Source organism: Paraliobacillus salinarum (assembly GCF_014083865.1).
Taxonomy (GTDB): domain Bacteria; phylum Bacillota; class Bacilli; order Bacillales; family Amphibacillaceae; genus Paraliobacillus; species Paraliobacillus salinarum.
Genome location: NZ_JACEFA010000013.1, coordinates 1 through 21408 on the forward strand (window position 1 = coordinate 1; position 21408 = coordinate 21408).

Here is a 21408-nt window from a genome sequence, read left to right on the forward strand (position 1 = left end):
CAAGATGAGACTTCCCATCTTTTAGAGTAAGATCCCTCAGAGACGATGAGGTAGATAGGTTCGAGGTGGAAGCGTGGTGACACGTGCAGCTGACGAATACTAATCGATCGAGGACTTAACTATATTTAAAAATATGAATACTTGTCTGTCTTATCTAGTTTTGAAGGTACATCCTTCAAAAACAAATGTCTAGTGACAATAGCGAAGAGGTCACACCTGTTCCCATGCCGAACACAGTAGTTAAGCTCTTCAGCGCCGATGGTAGTTGGGGCCTTGCCCCTGTGAGAGTAGGCCGTCGCTAGGCAAGTCTTTTAAAGTCTTTAATAAGCTTTGTGAAGCAACAAGTTCAACAAACTATTTATTGTTCCACAGTAGCTCAGTGGTAGAGCAATCGGCTGTTAACCGATCGGTCGTAGGTTCGAATCCTACCTGTGGAGCCATATGCTTCCATAGCTCAGCGGTAGAGCACTTCCATGGTAAGGAAGGGGTCGCCGGTTCAAGTCCGGCTGGAAGCTCTGTGATGAAATTTTAACTGGCCCGTTGGTCAAGCGGTTAAGACACCGCCCTTTCACGGCGGTAACACGGGTTCGAATCCCGTACGGGTCACCATTTGGAGGATTAGCTCAGCTGGGAGAGCACCTGCCTTACAAGCAGGGGGTCGCAGGTTCGAGCCCTGCATCCTCCACCATATGCCGGCCTAGCTCAATTGGTAGAGCAACTGACTTGTAATCAGTAGGTTGGGGGTTCAAGTCCTCTGGCCGGCACCAGTTTTACCTTTACTAATATGGAGGGATAGCGAAGTTGGCCAAACGCGGCGGACTGTAAATCCGCTCCCATCGGGTTCGTAGGTTCGAGTCCTACTCCCTCCACCATTTTTATATTAATGTATTAACAGTGATAAAACACTGTTATTTTATTGGGCTATAGCCAAGCGGTAAGGCAACGGTTTTTGGTACCGTCATGCGCTGGTTCGAATCCAGCTAGCCCAGCCATTTTGTGAGCCATTAGCTCAGTTGGTAGAGCATCTGACTTTTAATCAGAGGGTCGGAGGTTCGAATCCTCCATGGCTCACCATTTTCATACTAATACAATTAAAACAAACACAATGCGGGGCCTTAGCTCAGCTGGGAGAGCGCCTGCTTTGCACGCAGGAGGTCAGCGGTTCGATCCCGCTAGGCTCCACCATACATAATGTGTTAAGGGGATTGGACGTTATAGATAATGTTCAGTTCTTTTTTTTGGACTCTTTTGTTAGATTTAGTTGGTGAAAATTAAAATGAAATATAATACATGTTTCCTGTTCATTTAAGACAGCTAAGTTACCATTTGCGACGATTATAGTTGCAAACAGGTTCTTAAAAAGGTTTTAAGTTACCGTTTTAGAAAATTATAGACACTAACGAGCTCTTAGAACAGCTTTAAGAGCCTGTGGAGATAGAAAATCTAAAATACGGTAACTTAGACCATTCGGTAACAAATAAAATTATAGATATCTTTATATAAAAGTAATTATTAGTACAAATAGAAGTAAATGCACTAAAAAAGTGTATGTATAAGCTATCGAGCGACAACACATCACCCCCCCAAAAAAAACAACCAAAAGCTTGTATACACATTAAATGAAAAATTTGTCATAAAACCTATTGCTACATAAATTTAAATCTTTATAATAAAAATGAAACCTTTTAAAAGTTATAAACGTAAATAAATAAACCGCAACGTAAGCGGAGGTTGTTGATAATATGGACTTAAAGATTAAACAAAAAATAAAACAAGTAAAAAAAGGCGATCAATCAGCTTTTGAAGATATCGTAGCTTGTTATCAAGACAAGGTATATCAAATCTGCTTCCGTTTAATTGGGAACACACATGAAGCGGAGGATCTAGCGCAAGAAGCTTTTATTCGCGCATATGTAAATATACAGTCATACGATGATAAGCGAAAATTTTCCACATGGTTATTTCGAATTGCAACGAATGTTACGATTGATCGTATTCGTAAAAAGAAACCTGACTTTTATTTAGATGCAGAAGTAAAAGGTACGGATGGTTTAACAATGTATTCTCAACTAGCAGAAGAACAGCCATTACCCGAAGAGGAACTGGAGAGTTTAGAGCTGCAATCTTATATCCAACAACAAATCATGAGTTTACCTACTAAATATCGTACTGTGGTTGCTTTGCGTTTTGTTGATGAACTGTCTTTGGCTGAAATTAGTGAGATCTTAGACATACCAATTGCTACAGTTAAGACTAGAGTTTATAGGGGAAGAGAAGCTCTTCGGAAAAAACTTCGTGATGTATAAAGGGATGTGAATACAATGAATTGTAGAAAAGATATGATATATTTAATGCACAAATATTTAGATGAAGAGTTAACTTTGCAGGAAGAAAAGCATTTAAGATTACATCTTCAACAATGCGAAGATTGTCAAAAATATTTTCACGAATTAACTCGTACGGATACATTAATTAGAAGTACCAGTGTGATGCAACCATCGTCGGATTTCACCCAAAATGTCATGGCTAATTTACCACAGGAAAAACGAAGATGGGGGTATATGCGATGGTTTAAAGCACACCCCGCATTAACTGCAGCCGCAATATTTTTCATTCTAATGTTTGGAAGTATTTTTTCAATTTGGGATCAACCAGGACAATTATCTGTTTCGAATGATCAAGATGTTGTCATTAAAGATGGAAAAGTGATTGTACCTGAAGGAGTTACGATTGAAGGGGATCTAGTTGTGAAAAATGTTGACTTGCAGATTGACGGTAGTGTAAATGGCAATGTCACTCTAATTAATGGCGAGCATTTAATGGCTTCTGCAGGTAACATTAGTGGTGAAATAGAACAAGTAAATCAAGTGTTCGAGTGGATGTGGTATCATATGAAAAAATTCTCAAAAAGTATCATTGATTGGGCAAACTAACTAATTATAGTTGAACAGAGAAATCACTTCATTTCTCTGTTCTTTTTTTAAAAAATTGTTCGTCCTATTCTTTAAATGTAACTATTTTTGTTATAATGAAACATGTGTTGTTAAAGTAATGTTTATCAACATTGTTTTATTTATGCTATAATGTACTAAGTCATTATTTAACAGATGGGACGATAATCAATGAGAAGAAGGAAGTGTAACCATGCTTGATGGGGGAGTAGATATTTTTAAGGTTTTGCGTATTGTAGTGGATATCGCCCTTATCTGGTATGTTCTATATAAATTAATTATGCTTATCCGTGGTACGAAAGCGATTCAGTTACTAAAGGGTATTTTTGTTGTATTGGGTTTTTACCTTATAAGTTATTTTCTGAATTTGCAAACCGTACAAGTAATAATAGAACAAGTTATTGTTTGGGGACCAGTGGCGATTATCATTTTGTTCCAGCCTGAGTTAAGACGTGCCTTAGAACAGATAGGGCGTGGCAGTTTCTTTACCCGCAATAAGAATTCTGAAGAAGAGATTTTAAATCACGTAATAGATGCAATTACTAAATCATGTAACTACATGGGTAAGCGTCGAATAGGTGCTCTAATTACAATCGAAAGAGATACGAACATGGGAGACTTTATTCAAACAGGAATTCCTATTGATGGTCAATTAACACATCAATTATTGACAAATATTTTTGTTCCTAACACGCCGCTGCATGACGGTGCTGTAATTCTTAAACAAGATAAGATTGTTGCTGCAGCATGTTATCTTCCGTTATCAGAGAGCCCGTTTATTTCTAAGGAACTAGGAACACGTCACAGAGCAGCGATGGGTGTCAGTGAAGTAAGTGACGCACTAACAATTATTGTATCAGAGGAAACGGGACAAATCTCTTATACAAAAAATGGAGAGTTACATCGAGATTTAGATCAAGAAAAGTTAATGGATATGCTACGTAAGGATTTAGAAGTTTACTTTATGAAGTCCCCTACGACAAAATCATGGACTTGGAGGGGAAAAAACAATGAATGATTGGTTGAATAAACCTTGGGTTATTCGTGTGCTTTCCTTAATTTTGGCTGTGCTTATCTTTACAGTCATTCGTTTTGATAACCAAGATACTAATGGAGATGCGCTACGTTTAGATTTATTTAGTAGCTCGCAAGAAACACAAGTAGTGAATAATATGCCGATTGATGTAAAGTTAGATGATAAATATGCAGTGAGTGGTGTGCCAGACACTGCTAATGTTACATTAGAAGGAACGGTGAGCGTCGTTCAGTCTACTGCAACACAACGAAACTTTGATGTTTTTGTTGATTTGGAGGATCTAGAGCCTGGGACATATACAGTTCCGGTGGAGTATGAAGGTATTTCAGATCGATTAAATGTCACGGTCGATCCTGAATCTATTGAAGTAACTATTGAAGAAAAAGATACAGCTGAGTTTGAGGTAAAAGTAGATTATACAAATGAGGAGTTATTAGCTCCGGGATATGAACTTCTAGAGGCAGTTGTAGAACCTTCAACTGTTCAAATAACGAGTTCCAAAAGTGTAATTGATCGTATCTCAGTAGTAAAAGTTTTTGTCGATGTGGAAGGGATTCAAGAGTCAGTAACAATCAATGATGTGAAAATTCGAGTGTATGATAGTGAAGGTAATGAGTTAAGTGCTAGAGTAGAGCCTGAAACGGTTGATGTAACGATCAATGTTGACAATCCAAATAAAAGTGTTCCAATAAGTGTGAAAACGGAAGGAAAGGCTCCGGACGGCATTAAGATCTCATCGATTACACCTAGTCAGGAAGAGGTACAAGTTTTTGCACCAGAAGATGACTTAGAAGGTCTTGACCAGATTGAAACAGAAGCAATTGATTTGAGTAAAATTAAAGAAGATACTTCAATAGAAGTGAAGCTAAAGCAACCTGGGTTTGCTAAATTAGTTAATCCCAACACCATAACAGTAGATATTAAAGTAGATCGAGAAATCGAAAGAACGTTTGAGGATGTTTCGATTGATATACAAGATGTAGATAATCCATATGATGCTTCATTTGTAAAAAATACAGATGAAGCTGTGGATTTTAAAGTAACTGGTTATGAATCTGAATTGGAAAAGCTAGAGCCTTCTGACTTTTCTTTATTTGTTGACGCATCTGGGTTAAATCCGGGAGAACATGAACTTCCAATTAAGATCAATGCTCCAAATGGTTTAAAGATTGACATATCTAGTAAAACAGTGATGATACGTATTGAATAACTATTATAGTATGAAACTAACAGTGAAAGACCACACTATTAACACAGTAGCTTACATAACGTGTTTAATTAGGAACAAAGGAGAGGTACATTATGGGTAAATATTTCGGTACAGATGGAGTTCGAGGAGTTGCAAACCAAGGACTAACTCCAGAACTTGCATTTAAATTAGGCCGATTTGGAGGATATGTACTAACAAAAGAGACAGCTAAAGCAAAAGTGCTTATTGGAAGAGATACAAGAGTGTCAGGAAGTATGTTAGAAAATGCATTAACAGCAGGACTTTTATCAATTGGAGCAGAGGTGATGCGACTAGGTGTTATTTCGACACCAGGAGTTGCGTACTTAACAAAGGCGATGAGTGCAGAAGCTGGTGTCATGATTTCTGCATCACATAATCCGGTTGAGGATAATGGTATCAAGTTTTTTGGTCCTGATGGATTCAAATTAACTGATTCTCAAGAACTGGAAATTGAAGCATTAATTGATGGAGATGTTGATGAGTTACCTCGACCAGTTGGGGCAGATATTGGTCAAATTAACGATTATTTTGAAGGCGGACAAAAGTATATTCAATACTTAAAGCAATCTGTAGATAATGATTTTGATGGTTTACATATTGCCTTAGATTGTGCACATGGATCAACATCTACTTTAGCAACACATTTATTTGCTGATTTAGAAGCGGACTTATCGACAATCGGTTCATCACCTGATGGATTGAATATTAATGATGGTGTCGGTTCCACACATCCAGAAACGCTACAAGCATTTGTTTTAGACAAAGAAGCAGATGTTGGTTTAGCCTTTGATGGTGATGGAGATCGTATTATTGCAGTTGATGAACTAGGTAACATTGTAGATGGCGATCAAATTATGTATATTTGTGCTAAATACTTAAACAGTAAAGGATTACTGAACCACTCAACGGTTGTATCTACCGTAATGAGTAACATTGGCTTCTATAAGGCGATCGAAGCAGAAGGTATGAAAAGTGATAAGACAGCTGTAGGCGATCGTTATGTGATGGAAGAAATGCGCAAAGGCGGTTATAACCTTGGGGGTGAACAGTCTGGGCATATTATTTTCCTTGATTATATTACGACAGGTGATGGCATGCTAACAGCGCTTCAATTAGTGAATGTCATGAAAGAGACAGGTAAGAAGCTGTCAGAACTTGCTGGTGAGATGGAGAAGTTCCCGCAAGTATTGAAGAACGTTAAAGTAATTGATAAACAACAAGCGCTTGTACACCCGCGAATTCAAGAAGTTATTGCCAAAGCAGAAGAACAAATGGGTGACGATGGTCGCGTTTTAGTTCGTCCATCAGGAACAGAGCCATTAGTTCGTGTTATGGTAGAAGCACCTTCCATTGAGAGATGTAACGAGGTAGCGGATGAAGTCGTACAAACAATTGAAGCATTATTAGGCATGAAGGAATAGCTGAAAAAGGATAGTTTAGTCTTTAAGTAGACTAGCTATCCTTTTTATTATCTGTTTATTCTTACTTTTCCCTACTTATGAAGATGTCCAAGCGCCACCATTGATATGAATGGCTTGTCCTGTCATATATGATGATTCATCTGATGCTAACATCACATATGGCCATGCATGCTCTGATGGCTGTCCTGGTCTTCCCATTAGCCCTTCCTGACCGAATGATTCAACGGCTTCCTCGTCAAAGCTAGATGGAATAAGAGGGGTCCATACAGGGCCTGGAGCAACAGAATTAGCGCGTATGCCTTTTTGAGCAAGGTTTTGTGCAATGCTACGTGTGAAGGCAGTTACTGCACCTTTTGTTGCAGTATAATCAATTAAAATGCCATTACCTTTATAAGCATTAATGGAAGAAGTGTTGATAATAGAATCACCAGCCTGCATATGTTTAACCGCAGCTTTTGTTAAGTAAAATTGTGAGAAGAAATTTGTTTGAAACACTTCTTCAAATTGTTCATTGGGAATATCCAATATGTCCTCCTTCACGTATTGAATGGCAGCATTATTAACAAGAATATTCAATTTCCCAAAATAATTAACTGTCTTTTCTACTAAAGAGACACAATGATCTGGGTCTTTAATATCTCCTGGTAATAGAATGCATTCACCGCCATATTCTTCAACAAGTTTTTTTGTTTCGACGGCGTCACTATTCTCATCTAAATAGGAAATAGCTACATTTGCACCTTCCTTAGCGTATAGAATAGCAACAGCACGGCCAATGCCGCTGTCTCCACCTGTAATTAATGCTACTTTTCCTTTTAATTTATCTGATCCTTTGTAATCCAAAGGCTGATGAGGTAAAGGGTTCATTTCAGATTCAATACCAGGCTGTCTATTTTGTTTTTGCTTCGGTGTTGCTCCTTTTTGCATTTCAGTTGGTTTCATAATAATCCTCCTTATGAATTTTTTGTTTCTTATTTGAATTATTAGTACTGTTCTATCCTGTTTTTCTGAAAATAAAACTGTTTTCTAGAAATTGTTATAGGATTTAAAAATTTCCGTTATATTGTTTCGTGATTGAAACAGTTGAATAGCAATGATTACACTCACGATCAGTGAGTAGATGTCATATATTATAATGCCGAGAAATGATTGAAAAGATACGAATGACATGTAAAAAAAAGATTGCTAGCAAAAACTTTCTCGGTTAAAATAGAAATTGTTCTTTTTCAAAAGAATGTTCATTCAAGCATAGAAAGGTGGATCGTTAAACGAAAAGTAATACAAGCGCCTGAACTATTTTTCGAGCGGTGAAAAATAGTTGACGAGGTGGAGGTTCATTCGAATTAAGTCGGCGGGTACCTCCCGGTTGCACACATCTCCAACCGATAGGCTATTATTCGAAAACAATGAGGCGACTCGTTGTACAAGGATAATGGTAGATGATGATAATAACATCATGAGAAAGGGGCAAATAAACGCCCCGATGTATAACAGGTTTCGTTTGTTTGCCTCTTTCATATTTTAGGAGGAAAACGAAATGTGTGGAATTGTTGGTTATATTGGACAAAATGATACGAAAGAAATTTTATTAAATGGACTAGAGAAGTTAGAATATCGAGGTTATGATTCTGCTGGGATCGCAACACTTAATAATTATGGTTTGCATTTGTTTAAAGCGAAAGGTCGTATCGCTACTTTACGGGAAAAAGTAGATACGACGGTTGCATCTTCTATTGGAATTGGTCATACTCGCTGGGCGACGCATGGCGAACCAAGTGAGGAAAACGCACACCCACACCAGAGCTCTTCTGGTCGATTCACCCTTGTTCACAACGGTGTAATTGAAAACTATTATGAGCTTCGGGATGACTATTTATCAGATGTAAATTTAATAAGCGAAACAGATACAGAAGTGATTATACAGTTGATGGAAGTGCTCTATAATCAGTATCAGGATGTAGCAGAAGCATTTCGTCAAACGGTAGCTTTGTTAAAGGGTTCTTATGCTATTGCGCTTATCGATGCAGAAGATCAAGATACAATTTATGTAGCAAAGAATAAAAGTCCATTATTAATCGGATTAGGTGAAGGATTTAATGTAATTGCTAGTGATGCGATGGCAACACTAAAAGAAACCAATCGTTATTTAGAAATCCATGATAAGGAAGTCGTACTAGTTAATCGTAATTACGTGGAAATTCAAAAACTAGACGGCATAGCAGTTGAGCGAGAGCCATATATCGCAGAAATAGATGCTGCTGATATTGAAAAAGGAACTTACGCGCACTTTATGTTAAAAGAAATCGACGAGCAGCCATTTGTCATGCGTAAAATCATTAAAGCGTATCAAAATCAACAAGGTAACATTAAATTAGATGCTTCTGTAGAAAAGGCGATGTTAGAAGCAGATCGCATTTATATTGTTGCAGCCGGCACAAGTTATCATGCAGGTTTAATTGGCAAACAAATGATAGAAAGATTAGCTAATATACCGGTAGAAGTGCATATTGCTAGTGAATTTTCTTATAATATGCCATTGCTATCTGCCAAACCATTGTTTATTTTTATATCACAAAGCGGTGAAACAGCAGATAGCCGTGCAGTATTAGTACGCATTAAGGAATTAGGGCATTCAGCGCTCACCATAACCAATGTTCCAGGATCAACCCTTTCTCGTGAAGCGGATTATACCTTGCATTTATATGCAGGGCCAGAAATTGCAGTTGCTTCCACAAAAGCATATACTGCACAAATTGCAGTACTAACGATATTAGCAGTTGGTACCGCCAAAGCAAAAGGAATGACGTTAGATTTTGACCCATTACAAGAGCTAGCCATTGTTTCAAGTGTAATGGAGTCGCTAACCGATCAAAAAGATACCTTTCAACAAATTGCAATAGATTTATTTACCGAAACACGCAATGCTTTCTTTATTGGCCGTGGCGTTGATTACTTTGTCGCGCAAGAAGCGTCACTCAAATTAAAGGAAATCTCTTATATTCAAGCAGAAGGATTTGCAGGTGGAGAGCTAAAGCATGGGACGATTGCTTTGATTGAAGAAGGTACTCCAGTGATTGCTATTGCTACTCAAGAAAATGTGAATTATTCGATTCGTGGTAATGTGCAAGAAGTGGCAGCACGAGGAGCGAAAACATGTATCTTCAGTATGGAAGGTTTACATCAAGATAATGATGCCTTTGTATTGCCTCAGGTACATGAATTACTGACACCGTTAGTAAGTGTTATACCAATGCAACTCTTAGCTTACTATGCAGCATTACACCGAGATTGCGATGTGGATAAACCGCGTAATCTAGCAAAAAGTGTGACAGTGGAGTAAGGGAAGTAGGTATTCAGTTTTTTAAATCATTCACCAATTAAATATAGCATTTTTTAAACACTTCTCCCTTTTATAAAAGGGGGGAGTGTTTTTAAATAACTTCATATATTTTTAATGAAATTGTTACAGAAGGGTAGAAAACTAGAAGAGATCAGGGATGGAAAAGGAAAAAACACATTTATGTTATCACATAAATGTGTTTTTATTAGTTAGCACGAATTGAAAAAATTGTTAGTTTTTATATACTTTCGATTAATAATAGGTTATTTTGGTTTATAATTAATAGTATACATTAGTACATTAGTATGAAATTATAAAGGAGGGGGCAGATGTTTGGATTACTACCTGATTCGATTATCTTTGTAGCGTTGTATGGCTTTTTAATTATTGGTCTAGTTATAACTATAAAGACTTATCAATTGTGGGGAGAGGACCAGCTTTCTAAAAAGGATAAAGTAACTCTTCTAATTTTATTTTTCTATAATATGTTAAATTTCATTATAATCTTTAGCATTTTGACTATTCCGCCTACTGAAGCTTCCGGGAATGGGAATCCGCATATTCCTTACATTGGATTATCTATGATTCTGTTTTTATCCTTTAGTATATTAATTGCTAATCAAGGTTACATCAGATGGAAACATAAAAGTATGTTAATTAAATACTTAAGCTTGTTTTTTACATTAATCGTTATATTAATTTCATCATATTTACAGCTTAACTTTGTAAATAGTATAGAAAGAAAACTAAATTATTCAATGAATAGTTGGTGGGAATGGTGGAAGGACATACACTTAAATAATTTGTATTTTAATATATTTACTTTCGTTTTGATTATAAGCTTTTCATTATTTATTAGTATACTTTTTAGTTTATTTAAAAAAATAGAGTGCCAAAACCTAGATTAAAGTAACAGAATTTGTCATGATATCTATGATAGTATGAAATCAATCATAAATGGAAGGGTGAGAGCAATGAATGCGGTAGATATTTTGAGAAATCAATTATTAGGTGAACTAGAATTAGGTATTCGATCGATGGAAGGCTTACTAAAAAAAGTACAAGTGAAGGATTGGGAGTATCAGCCGGCAGATAATATGAGGAGTCTAAAAGAACTTGCTAAACATATCGTATCCATTCCAGAGGTAGATCTTCATATTTTTCAGGGGGAAGATGGAGAAACAATTAAAAAATTAGAAGAAAAATATGATGTACTAGAATCAGCAGCAGAAATGATTAAAGCAATGCATAATGGGTTTGAAGCGTATAAGTCTTATATAATTTCTTTATCTGAAGAGGATTTATTGATTAAAAAGACAAAGCCATTTTACCTTGAAGAAGGTGAAATTCAAGCACATTGGCTCGTTGAGGAAGTTTCTCACCTATTTCATCACCGGGCTCAATTTTTCAACTATTTAAAACAGCTTGGCTATGATGTTACTATGTTTGATCTTTATGTTTAAGAATATTAAAAGCCCACTCCTAGAGCGGGCTTTCATTGTTTGTAGCGATACAAGCTCGCCGTTTATATAAGCCTAACAAGTTAGTAATTAAAAGCTTAATTAAATGATAGTGTTAAAACAACATATCTATATGATGCACTACCAAACCTTTGATTCCACTTTGCGTAGATACAAGCATCTAGCGAGTCACAGTAAAGTTTGTTTTATACTGAGGAACAACAACCGGATGTTCTGTAAAGTACTCGACCAACAGCTCCGTCATATCGGTTTGGATCTCTTTGATCACCGGCTTATCTTTAAACATATCAAAGTTTCCACCACCACTGGCACGGTAATTATTCATCACCACGTGAAATGTATCATCCTCTTTAATGGGCTGACCTTGATAGTAAAGAGCTGTAACTCGTTTGCCGATCGGTTGACTAATGGATAGCTGATAGTCAATTCCAGACCACATATCATAATTGTATGGCGCTGGTTTTGGATATAAGAAGTCTGGATTAATCGTTAAATGATCTTCCTCATCTAATTTAAAATAACTAGCTGATAATTCAAGTGCTTGTCTAATATCTTTACCTATTAGTTCAAGAACCGTCAATGTATTAGGGAAAATGTAGTTGCTGACAATCTCACGCATGGTAACTTCTCCTGAAAACCCAGGAGCTTGGTCGTGAAAGAGACTGGTTAATGATATATCTACTTGTGCGACGTCCTCTTGAATAGTGTTAATAAAAGTAATCAATGGATGTGTTGCTAATCGAAGCTGAAATGGATTGGTGACGGACAGATCTCCATCCACATAGCCAACCGGTTTGTCTAGCCATAGATCGGTTTGTTGATGAGCTTCGCAAGCAATTAGTGAGATAGTATTAGATACAGGTGTTTCATCTGTGACCGGAATTAATTCAGCATGCTTGTGATTAATCGTCCAAGTATCGTTTGTTTTGGATAAATCTAGCGTTACTTTTCCTAAAGACTCGCCGTTCACACCAGGCTGGATAACAGCTTTTTCGGTGTGTATCTGTGCGATCTTCCGGTGCTGGTGACCAGTTAACAGTACATCAATCCCGTCAATTTCAGTTAAGATTCGGTAGCCTTGGTTCTCTCCGGTTAACTTTTCAGTTGGTTCCCCTGTTGTTAAGTCACGCTCAAAACCACCATGATAACTGACGATTAAAACGTCAACTGCCTCATGCTCGCGAATAAATGTTACCCAATAGTCCGTTGTCTCAAAGGCATCAGAAAAATGTACGCCTTTAATATGATCTGGCTTTTCCCAATTGGGTATGTAATGCGTTGTTACCCCTAGGATTGCAACTTTTATTCCGCTATCGGTTTCTTTGATTACGTAAGGCTTACCGTAAATTGGCTGGTTACTGGCCTGATCTAAAACATTAGCTGAGAGCCATGGGAAATCTGAGGCGCCAACTGCTTTATCAATTGCGGATCTACCAAAGTTGAACTCATGGTTTCCGAGCACACCAACATCAAAACTAAGCTGATTCATCGCCTCAATAATCGGATTGGTAGATAGTGTGGAATGATGATAGGAATACATTAATGGAGAACCTTGAATAATATCACCGTTATCGATCAAAAGTGTGTTCGCTGATTTCTGTTTCTCTTGTTCAATGATTGTAGCTAATTTTGCTAATCCGAGTGGTTGATTGGAATTACCACGATAATTTGTTGGATAGATATGACCGTGGATGTCACTTGTTGCAAGAATTATTAATGATTGTATGTTTGCCATAAAGTATTGCCATCCCTTCTAGTTCACCTATGTCCTTTTAGTATAAGCACTATTTTTCCTGGTAGGCAAGGGTTTACAATGTTAAGAATTTTTAGCAATAAATTAACAATGTAAAGCGATGAATCCATGCTATACTGCACCTGAAAGTTACTTTCGATCAAATATCTTGTTAGGGGGAAAAGAAATTGAAACAGAGATTATTAGTTTTGTTAGGTTTAGTTTTAATGTCAATCTTAATCGGGGGGTGTAGTGATAGTGAGCAGGATGCGGAAGATGCAGCTGACAAGGGTAGCGAAGCGATAGATATTTTAAAGGTATCATTTGTTCCGTCACGTGACCCAGATGAAATTGTAACAGCAACAGAGCCTTTAAAAAATTTGCTGAAAGAAGAATTAGCTAATCAAGGTGTAGAAGTTAACAATGTAGAGATTAATGTAGGTACTACTTATGAAGCGGTTGGAGAAGCGTTATCTTCAGGTACAACGGATGTTGGATTAATTCCTGGTGGTACATATGTATTATACGATGATGGTGCTGAAGTTATTTTAACAGCGACACGTGCTGCACTATCGAATGACTCTGAAAATCCAGTTGACTGGAATGAAAACAAGCCTACAGAAGGTTTGGAAGATGAACAAGCAACGTATTATCGCGGGTTAATGGTTGCTGGGCCGTCTGAAAAAGGACAGGAACTAGCTGAAAAAGTAAACAATGGCGAAGAATTAACATGGGAAGATGTGAATAGTGCTCGTTGGTCAGTACAATCAACATCTTCATCATCAGGTTACATTTACCCAACTCTATGGTTACAAGAAAAGTTTGGAAAGAGTATTACTGACTTAGATCAGTCTGTTCAATCAAATGGTTACGGTGATACGTTTGCTAAATTGGCTGCAGAACAAGTAGATATTGTTACCATATATGCCGATGCTAGAAGAGATAACGTAGAAAACTGGACTGGCGACTTCGCTCGTGAAGCATCTATTTGGGATGAGACAAACGTTATCGGTGTCACACAACCAATTTATAACGACACAGTCTCTGTAAGTAAAAACTCTAAAACTATGAATGATGAATTAAAGAAAGCTTTACAAGAAGCATTCATTAATATCGCGAAAACAGAAGAAGGAAAAGAAGTGATTAGCATTTATAGTCATGAAGGCTATCAAAAAGCTGAATCAGCCAAATACGATGGAGAACGTGATGCACAAGACTTCTTGCGTAATTTGAAATAATTAATTTCAAATTTTATGAGAGTATTATAAGTGAGGCACTCATCTAATTGTGTGTCTCGCTTTTACTGCTTCATCAAGATAAGAACACTTTGAGGTGAAATGAGGGTATCGAATGATAGAGTTTAATAATGTTGAAAAAGTCTATCCGAATGGAACACAGGCGTTACAAGATATTAATCTTCAAATTGATAAAGGTGAATTTGTCGCAGTAATTGGTTTATCTGGGGCCGGTAAATCTACTTTAATTCGTTGTATTAATCGTATGCACGATATAACAGGCGGGGAACTGCTTGTGGATGAGATAAATGTTGGTGACTTAAGAGGAAAAGCCATTAGAAAGTTTAGACGTAAAGTCGGCATGATCTTTCAATCTTTTAACTTAGTAAACCGAACAACAGTTTTAAAAAATGTATTAGTAGCTTTTGCACCAGATAACCCAATTTGGCGCACGTTCACAGGTATTTATACAAAAGCACAAAAAATACAAGCACTTGAAGCACTCGATCAAGTTGGGATTTTAGATAAAGCATACATGCGTGTCGATCAACTATCAGGTGGGCAACAACAACGGGTTGCACTTGCACGTACGTTAGCGCAAGATCCAGATGTTATATTAGCAGATGAGCCAATTGCATCTCTTGATCCAGTAACTTCAAAACGAGTGATGAATGATTTTACTCGCATAAACAAAGAAATGAATATTACCATTCTAATGAATATTCATCATGTTGAAGTGGCTTTGGAGTATGCAGATCGAATTATCGGTATTCGTGCTGGAAAAATCGTCTATGATGGTGCTGCTTCAGCGGTTGATGACGAGACATTAAAGATGATTTATGAAGGTAATGTGGAGGAACTAAACTCTGCCAGAGAGGAGAGTAAGGACTATGTGGGATAGACTTTTTCCGTCCAAAAAGATTGTTTTATCTAATGGTTCTGTTGTCTATCAGAAACGTTCCAAGACACCATTGGTTCTAATCGGTCTTGCGATAGCGATGTATTATTCTGCAATCGTTACAAACTTTGATATGGTTCAGTTGGTTCAGCGCATTAATGAATTCTTTACCATTGTTTTTCAAATGTTACAACCTAACTTGGGCTATATATCTGGTATTTGGCCCGAACTAATGTCAACGTTGAAAATGTCATTGTTTGGTTCAGTCCTCGGAGCGGTGGTTGCTTTACCACTTGCCATACTTGCTTCTGTAAACATTATGAAACAGCGAGTCATTGTTTCGATTGTGAAAACATTTTTAAGTATAGTTCGAACGATGCCAACGTTAGTAACAGCGTTGATTGCAACGTATATTTTTCAACTGCCTCAAACAGCTGGGACAGTTGCCATTTTCTTATTTACTACCTCTTATGTTGGAAAATTAATGTATGAAGCAATAGAAAATGTTGATATGGGAAGCTTTGAAGCGATGGAAGCAATGGGAATGAGTAAAATATCAGCATTTCGCACGGCTGTTTTCCCTCAAATACTTCCTAATTATTTATCAACGTCACTTTATAGCTTTGAAGGTAATGTACGCTATGCTGCGATTTTAGGTTATGTAGGTGCTGGCGGGATTGGCCGATTGATTAATGAAACAATTGGTTGGCGTGATTACTCAAGCTTGGGCATGATTATTATTATGCTTGTGGTGACAGTTTACCTAATTGAGTCAACTAGTGAATATTTCAGAAGGAAACTCGTGTAAGGAGATGTGCTTATGTCAACATTAACTGCAGTAGAGAAACAACTTCAAGTAGAGCCAAAGCATCGAGGATATGCATGGACAATAGCCATCATCCTTTCCGTGTTAATGTTTTGGTCTGTATCTGAGCTTAGTTTAGCGCTTGATCAACGTGGAATGGTGATCGCTCAAAACATATTTTCGGGTTTGTTGAATCCTGATTTAGAATTCTTATTTAGTGTAACAAACCAAGGTGTAATGTACTTATTACTTGAAACACTAGCGATTGCGTTTCTTGGAACAATTATTGGTGCAATTTTAGCTGTTCCATTAGCTTTTTTATCCGCATCAAATATTGTACCTAAACCAGTCAGTGCATTAACACGATTATTTTTGATTTTTGTTAGAACTATTCCGTCATTGGTTTATGGGTTAATGTTAATCCGTGTGACTGGTCCTGGTGCGTTTGCTGGGGTATTAACAATTGGTATTACATCTATAGGTATGTTAGCGAAGCTTTATGTTGATGCCATTGAAGACTTGGACACTAAAGTGTTAGAATCAATGACTTCGATGGGTTGTACTACATTTGAGAAGATTCGATTTGGCATCTTACCACAACTGATGTCGTTATTTTTATCGGTAATGATTTATCGATTCGATATGAATATGCGTGAAGCATCTATTTTAGGTTTAGTAGGTGCGGGTGGTATCGGTGCGCCGTTGATTTTTGCAATGCAAGGCTACCGCTGGCCACAAGTTGGTTCCATCTTGATTGGATTAGTCGCTTTAATTCTTATTATTGAGTTTATTTCTAATAAGTTGCGTTCTAAATTAGTGAATGGTTAAAAGATACCTTGAAAATATAAAATTGAAAGCTAAAACGTTTGCTACTATAGTGAACGTTTTTTGTGTTATTATAAGAATGCATGTTCTTGGAAGGAAGAGGAATTTTATGATAAGAATATATAAAGATACAGATATAGATACCTTGGTTGATATTTGGTATAAAGGATCATTACAAGCACACCATTTTATAAATGAGTCTTATTGGAAAGCGCAAATGAAAGATATGAAAGAAAAGTACATACCAATGTCAGAAACACATGTCATAACAAATGAATCAAAAATTGTAGGATTTATCTCAATGGTAGACAATTACTTAGCGGCTCTTTTCATTGATATAGAACACCAAAATCATGGTGCTGGAAAAGCGCTGTTAGACTTTATCAAAGAACGAAAAAATGTGATTGAATTGAAAGTATATAAAGAAAATACATCTGCACTTCGTTTTTACAAGAATAATGGATTTATTATAAAAATAGAATTAACAGATGAGCAAACCAATGAGCAAGAATACTTAATGGAATGGAAGAAATAAACGGACGTTTCATTACTATTAAGGCTAGTGAATGAGGGTTATAACTTTATCGCGCAAGTTGCGGAATAAAACATGATGAAAGTGAGGATAACTATGAAACCTTTAAAAATAGCAATAGAACAATATCGAGGCACTGCTTATGATATTGGTTACGAACAAGGGAAACAAATAAATACCTCCTTGATTGACATGTTTTCAAGAATAGTAGATGAAGATGAAATAGACCTAACTGAATTAAAAAAACTATATTCTATTCATGCCCCTCATTTACTGGATGAGATGTATGGATTAGCTGATGCGTTGGCTATTCCATTTAAGAGAGCAGCTTTATTTAGTGGCTATGGTGCGCCTGAAATTAAAGGCATGGGCTGTTCCTCTGTTGTGAATAATAAAATGTTGGTTAGGAATTATGATTTCTCACCTGAGTTATATGATGCTCGCCTTGTTTTTGTACAGCCGAAAGAAGGTTACGCAAGCGTTGGGCACAGTTTGCATGTAACAGGTCGTTTGGAAGGGGTTAACGAGAAAGGGCTAGCTATAGCTTTGCATTTTGTTAATAGTAAAGAACCGCAAAACGGATTTACTGCGGCGAGTGTCATAAGAATAATACTTGATACATGTAAAAATACAGAAGAAGCTATAGATAAAATTAAACAACTGCCTCATTCTTGGAGTTATAATTTTTCTATTGGAGATGCTGAGGGTAACACAGCTGTTGTAGAAGAGTCTCCATTTGAGATTAAGGTGCGAAGAGATGAAAATATGCTATTTTGTACAAATCATTTTCAAAAGGAAGAAATGAGTCGCTTAAATCGAGAGCATTTGGCTGGGAGTAAGAAACGATTGGACTTTTTATCTAATAGTGAGTTAGAAAATAGAAGTGCTTTAGCATTCTTTAATACTTTTAGAGACTCTGACACACCTTTATATAACGAAGCATATAAAGCATTCTTTGGAACGCTCCATACCTTTGCTTACCTATTCGATGAGCGAAAAGTTTTAACTGCCATTCCTCATGGAGAAGTATTGAAATTTGATTTCACTGAGTGGATAAAAGGTAAAAATATTGAACAAAAAGAATTAAACGGCTATTTAAATGACGCCTAAGATTTAATATGTATTTAATTTCGAATAAAATTCACTTATAAGTTACCAAATAAAATAGATTGAAAAAAGGTGCTCAAGCATGGTATAAGTATACAAGAGGCAAAGATATCTTTGCTTTTTATTTTTGTATAATAATAGGATTTTGTCCTAATGTGTCGATAATGAAAGGATTGAAATTTAGTTATGAAAGATAATTTTTGGCGTGATTTACCACGACCGTTTTTTATATTAGCACCAATGGAAGATGTAACAGATGTTGTTTTTCGTCATGTAGTAAGTGAAGCGGGTAGACCAGATGTGTTCTTCACTGAGTTTACAAACACGGAAAGCTATTGTCACCCCGATGGACATCAAAGTGTTCGCGGACGCTTAACTTATACCGAAGATGAGCAACCGCTAGTGGCACACATATGGGGTGATAAGCCGGAATATTTTCGACAAATGAGTATTGGTATGGCGAAAGAGGGGTTCCGCGGTGTTGATATTAACATGGGTTGTCCTGCGCAAAACGTGGCAGGTAACGGTAAAGGTTGTGGCCTTATCCGCCGTCCCGAAGTTGCAGCAGAGCTAATACAAGCAGCCAAAGCAGGAGGACTACCTGTTAGTGTAAAGACGAGGCTCGGTTATACAGAAGTAGATGAATGGCGTGACTGGCTCACACACATATTGGAGCAAGACATTGTTAATCTTTCTATCCATTTGCGTACAAAAAAGGAAATGAGTAAAGTAGATGCCCATTGGGAGTTGATTCCAGAGATTAAGAAGCTACGTGATGAGATCGCACCAGATACTCTTTTAACAATCAATGGCGATATTCCTGATCGTCAAACTGGTTTAGAATTAGCTAACAAATACGGTGTGGATGGCGTGATGATTGGACGTGGTATTTTTACTAATCCTTTTGCCTTTGAAAAAGAGAAAAAAGAGCATAGTAGTAAGGAATTGCTTGATTTATTAAGGTTACACTTGGATCTTTTTGATAATTATACTGCTGAAGAATCTCGTCCGTTCAAACCTTTACGTCGCTTTTTTAAGATATATGTCCGAGGATTTAGAGGGTCAAGTCATTTAAGAAATGAATTAATGCACACCGAGTCAACAGATCAAGTACGTGCATTGCTTGATCGCTTTGAATCTGAGTATGGTGATGTAAGTGAATTGTAAGTAGTAATATAAAGTCATGATTTTTTTAAATAGATAACCACATGCAATCCCCCTTTTAGATGTATTCAATCTGAAAGGGGGTATTTTTATGACTTCTTTCAGTAAAAGATTGAAAGCGGTTGGGCAATATGATATATTTAATAAAATTTAGAGGTGAGTGCATATGTGTTCATGTAAGAAGACAACGAATGTATTACCACAATTACATCATCATAAAAAGTAGCTTTGCTATTCGATTAATAAAAATCGCAAATAGGAAGGCTATTTCTCATTAAACCGTATTTAATTAAGGACTCACTTAAATCAAGTGCGGTTTTTATTTTCATAAAAAATCGAGGAGGAAAAAGCCGTGAAAAAAATGAATTATCAAAATGTGAAGGGTACACAAGATTATCTGCCTAATGCTGAGGTTGTAAGAAGGGATATTAGAAGAACATTGGAGGACGTTTTTATTCAATATGGGTGTAAACCTTTAGAAACGCCTATCTTAAATTACACTGAATTACTTGCTTCTAAGTATGGTGGAGGTGCGGAAATACTAGAGGAGATGTATACTCTAACAGACAGAGGTGAACGTGATTTGGCCTTGAGATATGACCTCACGATACCGTTTGCGAAAGTAATCGCAATGAATCCGACATTAAAGATGCCTTTTAAAAGATATGAAATAGGTAAAGTGTTTAGAGATGGGCCGATAAAGGCAGGGAGATTTAGAGAGTTCACCCAATGTGATGTGGATATTGTTGGTGTAGATTCGCAAATAGCCGAAGCTGAATTAATGGTTATGACATTGGATGTATTTAAGAAGCTAGATTTAGAGGTAACGATTCAGTACAACAATCGAAAATTATTAAAGGGAATGCTAGAGGTGTTCGGTGCTACTTCTGAAAAAATCAATCAAATCATCTTGATCTTAGATAAACTAGATAAAGTGGGATTAAAAGCTGTGATTTCTGAACTCGATGAACAAGGATTATCAACTGAAACGATTACGTTAGTCAAGCAGTTTCTAACAGATGAAGGAAATGTAAACCTACGTTATTTTGAAACATTTGCTGAACAGAACGAAGAGGTCAAAGAAGGTTTAAGTGAATTGATAGAATTACAATCGTATCTTGCATGTCTAAGTATTGATAAGCAATGTGTATTTAATCCGTTTTTAGCAAGAGGGTTAGAGATTTATACAGGTACGATTTATGAAATATTCTTATCTAACAAAACGATTCAATCAAGCATTGGCAGTGGCGGTAGATATGATAACGCAATTGGTGGACTAATCGGTACAAATGAACGCTTTTCAACTGTAGGAATATCATTTGGTTTAGATGTTATTTATGCGGCTATGTTTATATCTGATAAACAATTAAAAGAAAGCTCGAATGTAGATTATTATATCATTCCATTAGGTACGCAGAAGGAGTCATTACTGGTGGCGAATGATTTAAGACGAAAAGGTTATAAAGTTGAATATGAGATGGGTAATAAAAAATTAGGAAAAGCACTTGAAAAAGCAAATAAAGCAAATATTCGTAACGTAATCATTATTGGAGAAGATGAAATCAAAAACAACCAGGTTAAGATTAAAGACATGAATTCTGGAGATGAAAAGGTCGAGCCATACTTATTTACGTGATCTTAAATAAAAAG

General features: G+C 36.7%; 18 protein-coding genes, 9 tRNA genes and 2 rRNA genes. 27 read left to right on the forward strand and 2 right to left on the reverse strand.

Annotation, left to right across the window (positions count from 1 at the left end; all coding sequences use genetic code 11):
• The 16 genes from HP569_RS11405 to glmM all read left to right on the forward strand — a co-directional run.
• Positions 1–123, forward strand: a 23S ribosomal RNA gene (locus HP569_RS11405); the annotation flags it as partial.
• Between the two features lie 65 nt (positions 124–188).
• Positions 189–304 (forward strand): 5S ribosomal RNA (gene rrf / locus HP569_RS11410).
• A gap of 61 nt (positions 305–365) precedes the next feature.
• Positions 366–440, forward strand: a tRNA-Asn gene (locus tag HP569_RS11415).
• A gap of 3 nt (positions 441–443) precedes the next feature.
• A tRNA-Thr gene (locus tag HP569_RS11420) sits at positions 444–515 on the forward strand.
• A 19-nt stretch (positions 516–534) separates the two neighbouring features.
• Positions 535–609 (forward strand) — tRNA-Glu (locus tag HP569_RS11425).
• Between the two features lie 3 nt (positions 610–612).
• Positions 613–688, forward strand: a tRNA-Val gene (locus HP569_RS11430).
• Positions 689–691: 3 nt separating this feature from the next.
• A tRNA-Thr gene (locus HP569_RS11435) sits at positions 692–767 on the forward strand.
• Between the two features lie 19 nt (positions 768–786).
• Positions 787–872, forward strand: a tRNA-Tyr gene (locus HP569_RS11440).
• Positions 873–917: 45 nt separating this feature from the next.
• Positions 918–992, forward strand: a tRNA-Gln gene (locus HP569_RS11445).
• Positions 993–998: 6 nt separating this feature from the next.
• A tRNA-Lys gene (locus HP569_RS11450) sits at positions 999–1074 on the forward strand.
• Between the two features lie 35 nt (positions 1075–1109).
• Positions 1110–1185: transfer RNA gene (locus tag HP569_RS11455), tRNA-Ala, on the forward strand.
• Between the two features lie 557 nt (positions 1186–1742).
• Positions 1743–2306, forward strand: coding sequence for an RNA polymerase sigma factor SigW (sigW, locus tag HP569_RS11460; protein WP_182201311.1), 564 nt, complete (start codon positions 1743–1745; stop codon positions 2304–2306).
• Positions 2307–2321: 15 nt separating this feature from the next.
• A complete protein-coding gene (locus tag HP569_RS11465) occupies positions 2322–2933 on the forward strand; it encodes a zf-HC2 domain-containing protein (RefSeq protein WP_182201312.1) in 612 nt (203 codons plus the stop codon).
• A 211-nt stretch (positions 2934–3144) separates the two neighbouring features.
• A complete protein-coding gene (cdaA, locus tag HP569_RS11470) occupies positions 3145–3969 on the forward strand; it encodes a diadenylate cyclase CdaA (protein WP_182201313.1) in 825 nt (274 codons plus the stop codon).
• The gene (locus tag HP569_RS11475; RefSeq protein ID WP_182201314.1) at positions 3962–5197 is read left to right on the forward strand and encodes a CdaR family protein; all 1236 of its coding nucleotides are present in this window, start codon (positions 3962–3964) and stop codon (positions 5195–5197) included. Before cdaA ends, HP569_RS11475 begins: the two co-directional genes overlap by 8 nt.
• Before the next feature lie 92 nt (positions 5198–5289).
• The gene (glmM, locus tag HP569_RS11480) at positions 5290–6639 is read left to right on the forward strand and encodes a phosphoglucosamine mutase (RefSeq protein WP_182201315.1); all 1350 of its coding nucleotides are present in this window, start codon (positions 5290–5292) and stop codon (positions 6637–6639) included.
• Positions 6640–6714: 75 nt separating this feature from the next.
• Here the strand turns inward: glmM and HP569_RS11485 are convergent, their stop codons facing one another.
• Positions 6715–7581, reverse strand: a complete 867-nt coding sequence (locus tag HP569_RS11485; protein WP_182201316.1) for an SDR family oxidoreductase — start codon at positions 7579–7581, stop codon at positions 6715–6717.
• Positions 7582–8176: 595 nt separating this feature from the next.
• Between HP569_RS11485 and glmS the strand changes: the two genes are divergently transcribed.
• From glmS to HP569_RS11500, 3 genes are all read left to right on the forward strand, one after another.
• Positions 8177–9979, forward strand: a complete 1803-nt coding sequence (gene glmS / locus HP569_RS11490; protein WP_182201317.1) for a glutamine--fructose-6-phosphate transaminase (isomerizing) — start codon at positions 8177–8179, stop codon at positions 9977–9979.
• 329 nt (positions 9980–10308) lie between these two features.
• Positions 10309–10887 carry a hypothetical protein gene (locus HP569_RS11495; RefSeq protein ID WP_182201318.1) on the forward strand — a complete coding sequence of 193 codons (579 nt, stop codon included), beginning with the start codon at positions 10309–10311 and terminating at the stop codon, positions 10885–10887.
• 66 nt (positions 10888–10953) lie between these two features.
• Positions 10954–11442: a DinB family protein gene (locus HP569_RS11500; RefSeq protein WP_182201319.1), complete on the forward strand. Its 489-nt coding sequence runs from the start codon at positions 10954–10956 to the stop codon at positions 11440–11442.
• A gap of 178 nt (positions 11443–11620) precedes the next feature.
• On the opposite strand, the gene HP569_RS11505 is transcribed toward HP569_RS11500, so the two are convergent.
• Positions 11621–13195 carry a bifunctional metallophosphatase/5'-nucleotidase gene (locus tag HP569_RS11505; RefSeq protein ID WP_182201320.1) on the reverse strand — a complete coding sequence of 525 codons (1575 nt, stop codon included), beginning with the start codon at positions 13193–13195 and terminating at the stop codon, positions 11621–11623.
• Positions 13196–13419: 224 nt separating this feature from the next.
• Between HP569_RS11505 and HP569_RS11510 the strand changes: the two genes are divergently transcribed.
• The 8 genes from HP569_RS11510 to HP569_RS11545 all read left to right on the forward strand — a co-directional run bounded on the left by HP569_RS11510 (position 13420) and on the right by HP569_RS11545 (position 21394).
• The gene (locus tag HP569_RS11510) at positions 13420–14430 is read left to right on the forward strand and encodes a phosphate/phosphite/phosphonate ABC transporter substrate-binding protein (protein WP_182201377.1); all 1011 of its coding nucleotides are present in this window, start codon (positions 13420–13422) and stop codon (positions 14428–14430) included.
• 112 nt (positions 14431–14542) lie between these two features.
• Positions 14543–15328, forward strand: coding sequence for a phosphonate ABC transporter ATP-binding protein (phnC, locus tag HP569_RS11515; protein ID WP_182201321.1), 786 nt, complete (start codon positions 14543–14545; stop codon positions 15326–15328).
• On the forward strand, positions 15318–16133 hold the full coding sequence (gene phnE / locus HP569_RS11520; RefSeq protein WP_182201322.1) for a phosphonate ABC transporter, permease protein PhnE: 816 nt from the start codon (positions 15318–15320) through the stop codon (positions 16131–16133). The genes phnC and phnE (HP569_RS11520) overlap by 11 nt, the downstream gene beginning before the upstream one ends.
• A 12-nt stretch (positions 16134–16145) precedes the next feature.
• Positions 16146–16958, forward strand: a complete 813-nt coding sequence (gene phnE, locus HP569_RS11525) for a phosphonate ABC transporter, permease protein PhnE (RefSeq protein ID WP_182201323.1) — start codon at positions 16146–16148, stop codon at positions 16956–16958.
• 106 nt (positions 16959–17064) lie between these two features.
• A complete protein-coding gene (locus tag HP569_RS11530) occupies positions 17065–17490 on the forward strand; it encodes an N-acetyltransferase (protein WP_182201324.1) in 426 nt (141 codons plus the stop codon).
• Between the two features lie 93 nt (positions 17491–17583).
• Complete coding sequence (locus tag HP569_RS11535) at positions 17584–18597, forward strand: C45 family autoproteolytic acyltransferase/hydrolase (protein ID WP_182201325.1); 1014 nt, start codon at positions 17584–17586, stop codon at positions 18595–18597.
• 183 nt (positions 18598–18780) lie between these two features.
• Complete coding sequence (locus HP569_RS11540) at positions 18781–19761, forward strand: tRNA dihydrouridine synthase (protein ID WP_182201326.1); 981 nt, start codon at positions 18781–18783, stop codon at positions 19759–19761.
• A gap of 349 nt (positions 19762–20110) precedes the next feature.
• Positions 20111–21394, forward strand: coding sequence for a histidine--tRNA ligase (locus HP569_RS11545; RefSeq protein ID WP_281366461.1), 1284 nt, complete (start codon positions 20111–20113; stop codon positions 21392–21394).
• Positions 21395–21408: the final 14 nt, after the last annotated feature.

Bases quoted from the DNA above. Each gene is read 5' to 3' on its own strand.
- sigW (WP_182201311.1), top strand. From the start codon at position 1,743: ATGGACTTAAAGATTAAACAAAAAATAAAACAAGTAAAAAAAGGCGAT.
- HP569_RS11465 (WP_182201312.1), top strand. From the start codon at position 2,322: ATGAATTGTAGAAAAGATATGATATATTTAATGCACAAATATTTAGAT.
- cdaA (WP_182201313.1), top strand. From the start codon at position 3,145: ATGCTTGATGGGGGAGTAGATATTTTTAAGGTTTTGCGTATTGTAGTG.
- HP569_RS11475 (WP_182201314.1), top strand. From the start codon at position 3,962: ATGAATGATTGGTTGAATAAACCTTGGGTTATTCGTGTGCTTTCCTTA.
- glmM (WP_182201315.1), top strand. From the start codon at position 5,290: ATGGGTAAATATTTCGGTACAGATGGAGTTCGAGGAGTTGCAAACCAA.
- HP569_RS11485 (WP_182201316.1), bottom strand. From the start codon at position 7,581: ATGAAACCAACTGAAATGCAAAAAGGAGCAACACCGAAGCAAAAACAA.
- glmS (WP_182201317.1), top strand. From the start codon at position 8,177: ATGTGTGGAATTGTTGGTTATATTGGACAAAATGATACGAAAGAAATT.
- HP569_RS11495 (WP_182201318.1), top strand. From the start codon at position 10,309: ATGTTTGGATTACTACCTGATTCGATTATCTTTGTAGCGTTGTATGGC.
- HP569_RS11500 (WP_182201319.1), top strand. From the start codon at position 10,954: ATGAATGCGGTAGATATTTTGAGAAATCAATTATTAGGTGAACTAGAA.
- HP569_RS11505 (WP_182201320.1), bottom strand. From the start codon at position 13,195: ATGGCAAACATACAATCATTAATAATTCTTGCAACAAGTGACATCCAC.
- HP569_RS11510 (WP_182201377.1), top strand. From the start codon at position 13,420: ATGTCAATCTTAATCGGGGGGTGTAGTGATAGTGAGCAGGATGCGGAA.
- phnC (WP_182201321.1), top strand. From the start codon at position 14,543: ATGATAGAGTTTAATAATGTTGAAAAAGTCTATCCGAATGGAACACAG.
- phnE (WP_182201322.1), top strand. From the start codon at position 15,318: ATGTGGGATAGACTTTTTCCGTCCAAAAAGATTGTTTTATCTAATGGT.
- phnE (WP_182201323.1), top strand. From the start codon at position 16,146: ATGTCAACATTAACTGCAGTAGAGAAACAACTTCAAGTAGAGCCAAAG.
- HP569_RS11530 (WP_182201324.1), top strand. From the start codon at position 17,065: ATGATAAGAATATATAAAGATACAGATATAGATACCTTGGTTGATATT.
- HP569_RS11535 (WP_182201325.1), top strand. From the start codon at position 17,584: ATGAAACCTTTAAAAATAGCAATAGAACAATATCGAGGCACTGCTTAT.
- HP569_RS11540 (WP_182201326.1), top strand. From the start codon at position 18,781: ATGAAAGATAATTTTTGGCGTGATTTACCACGACCGTTTTTTATATTA.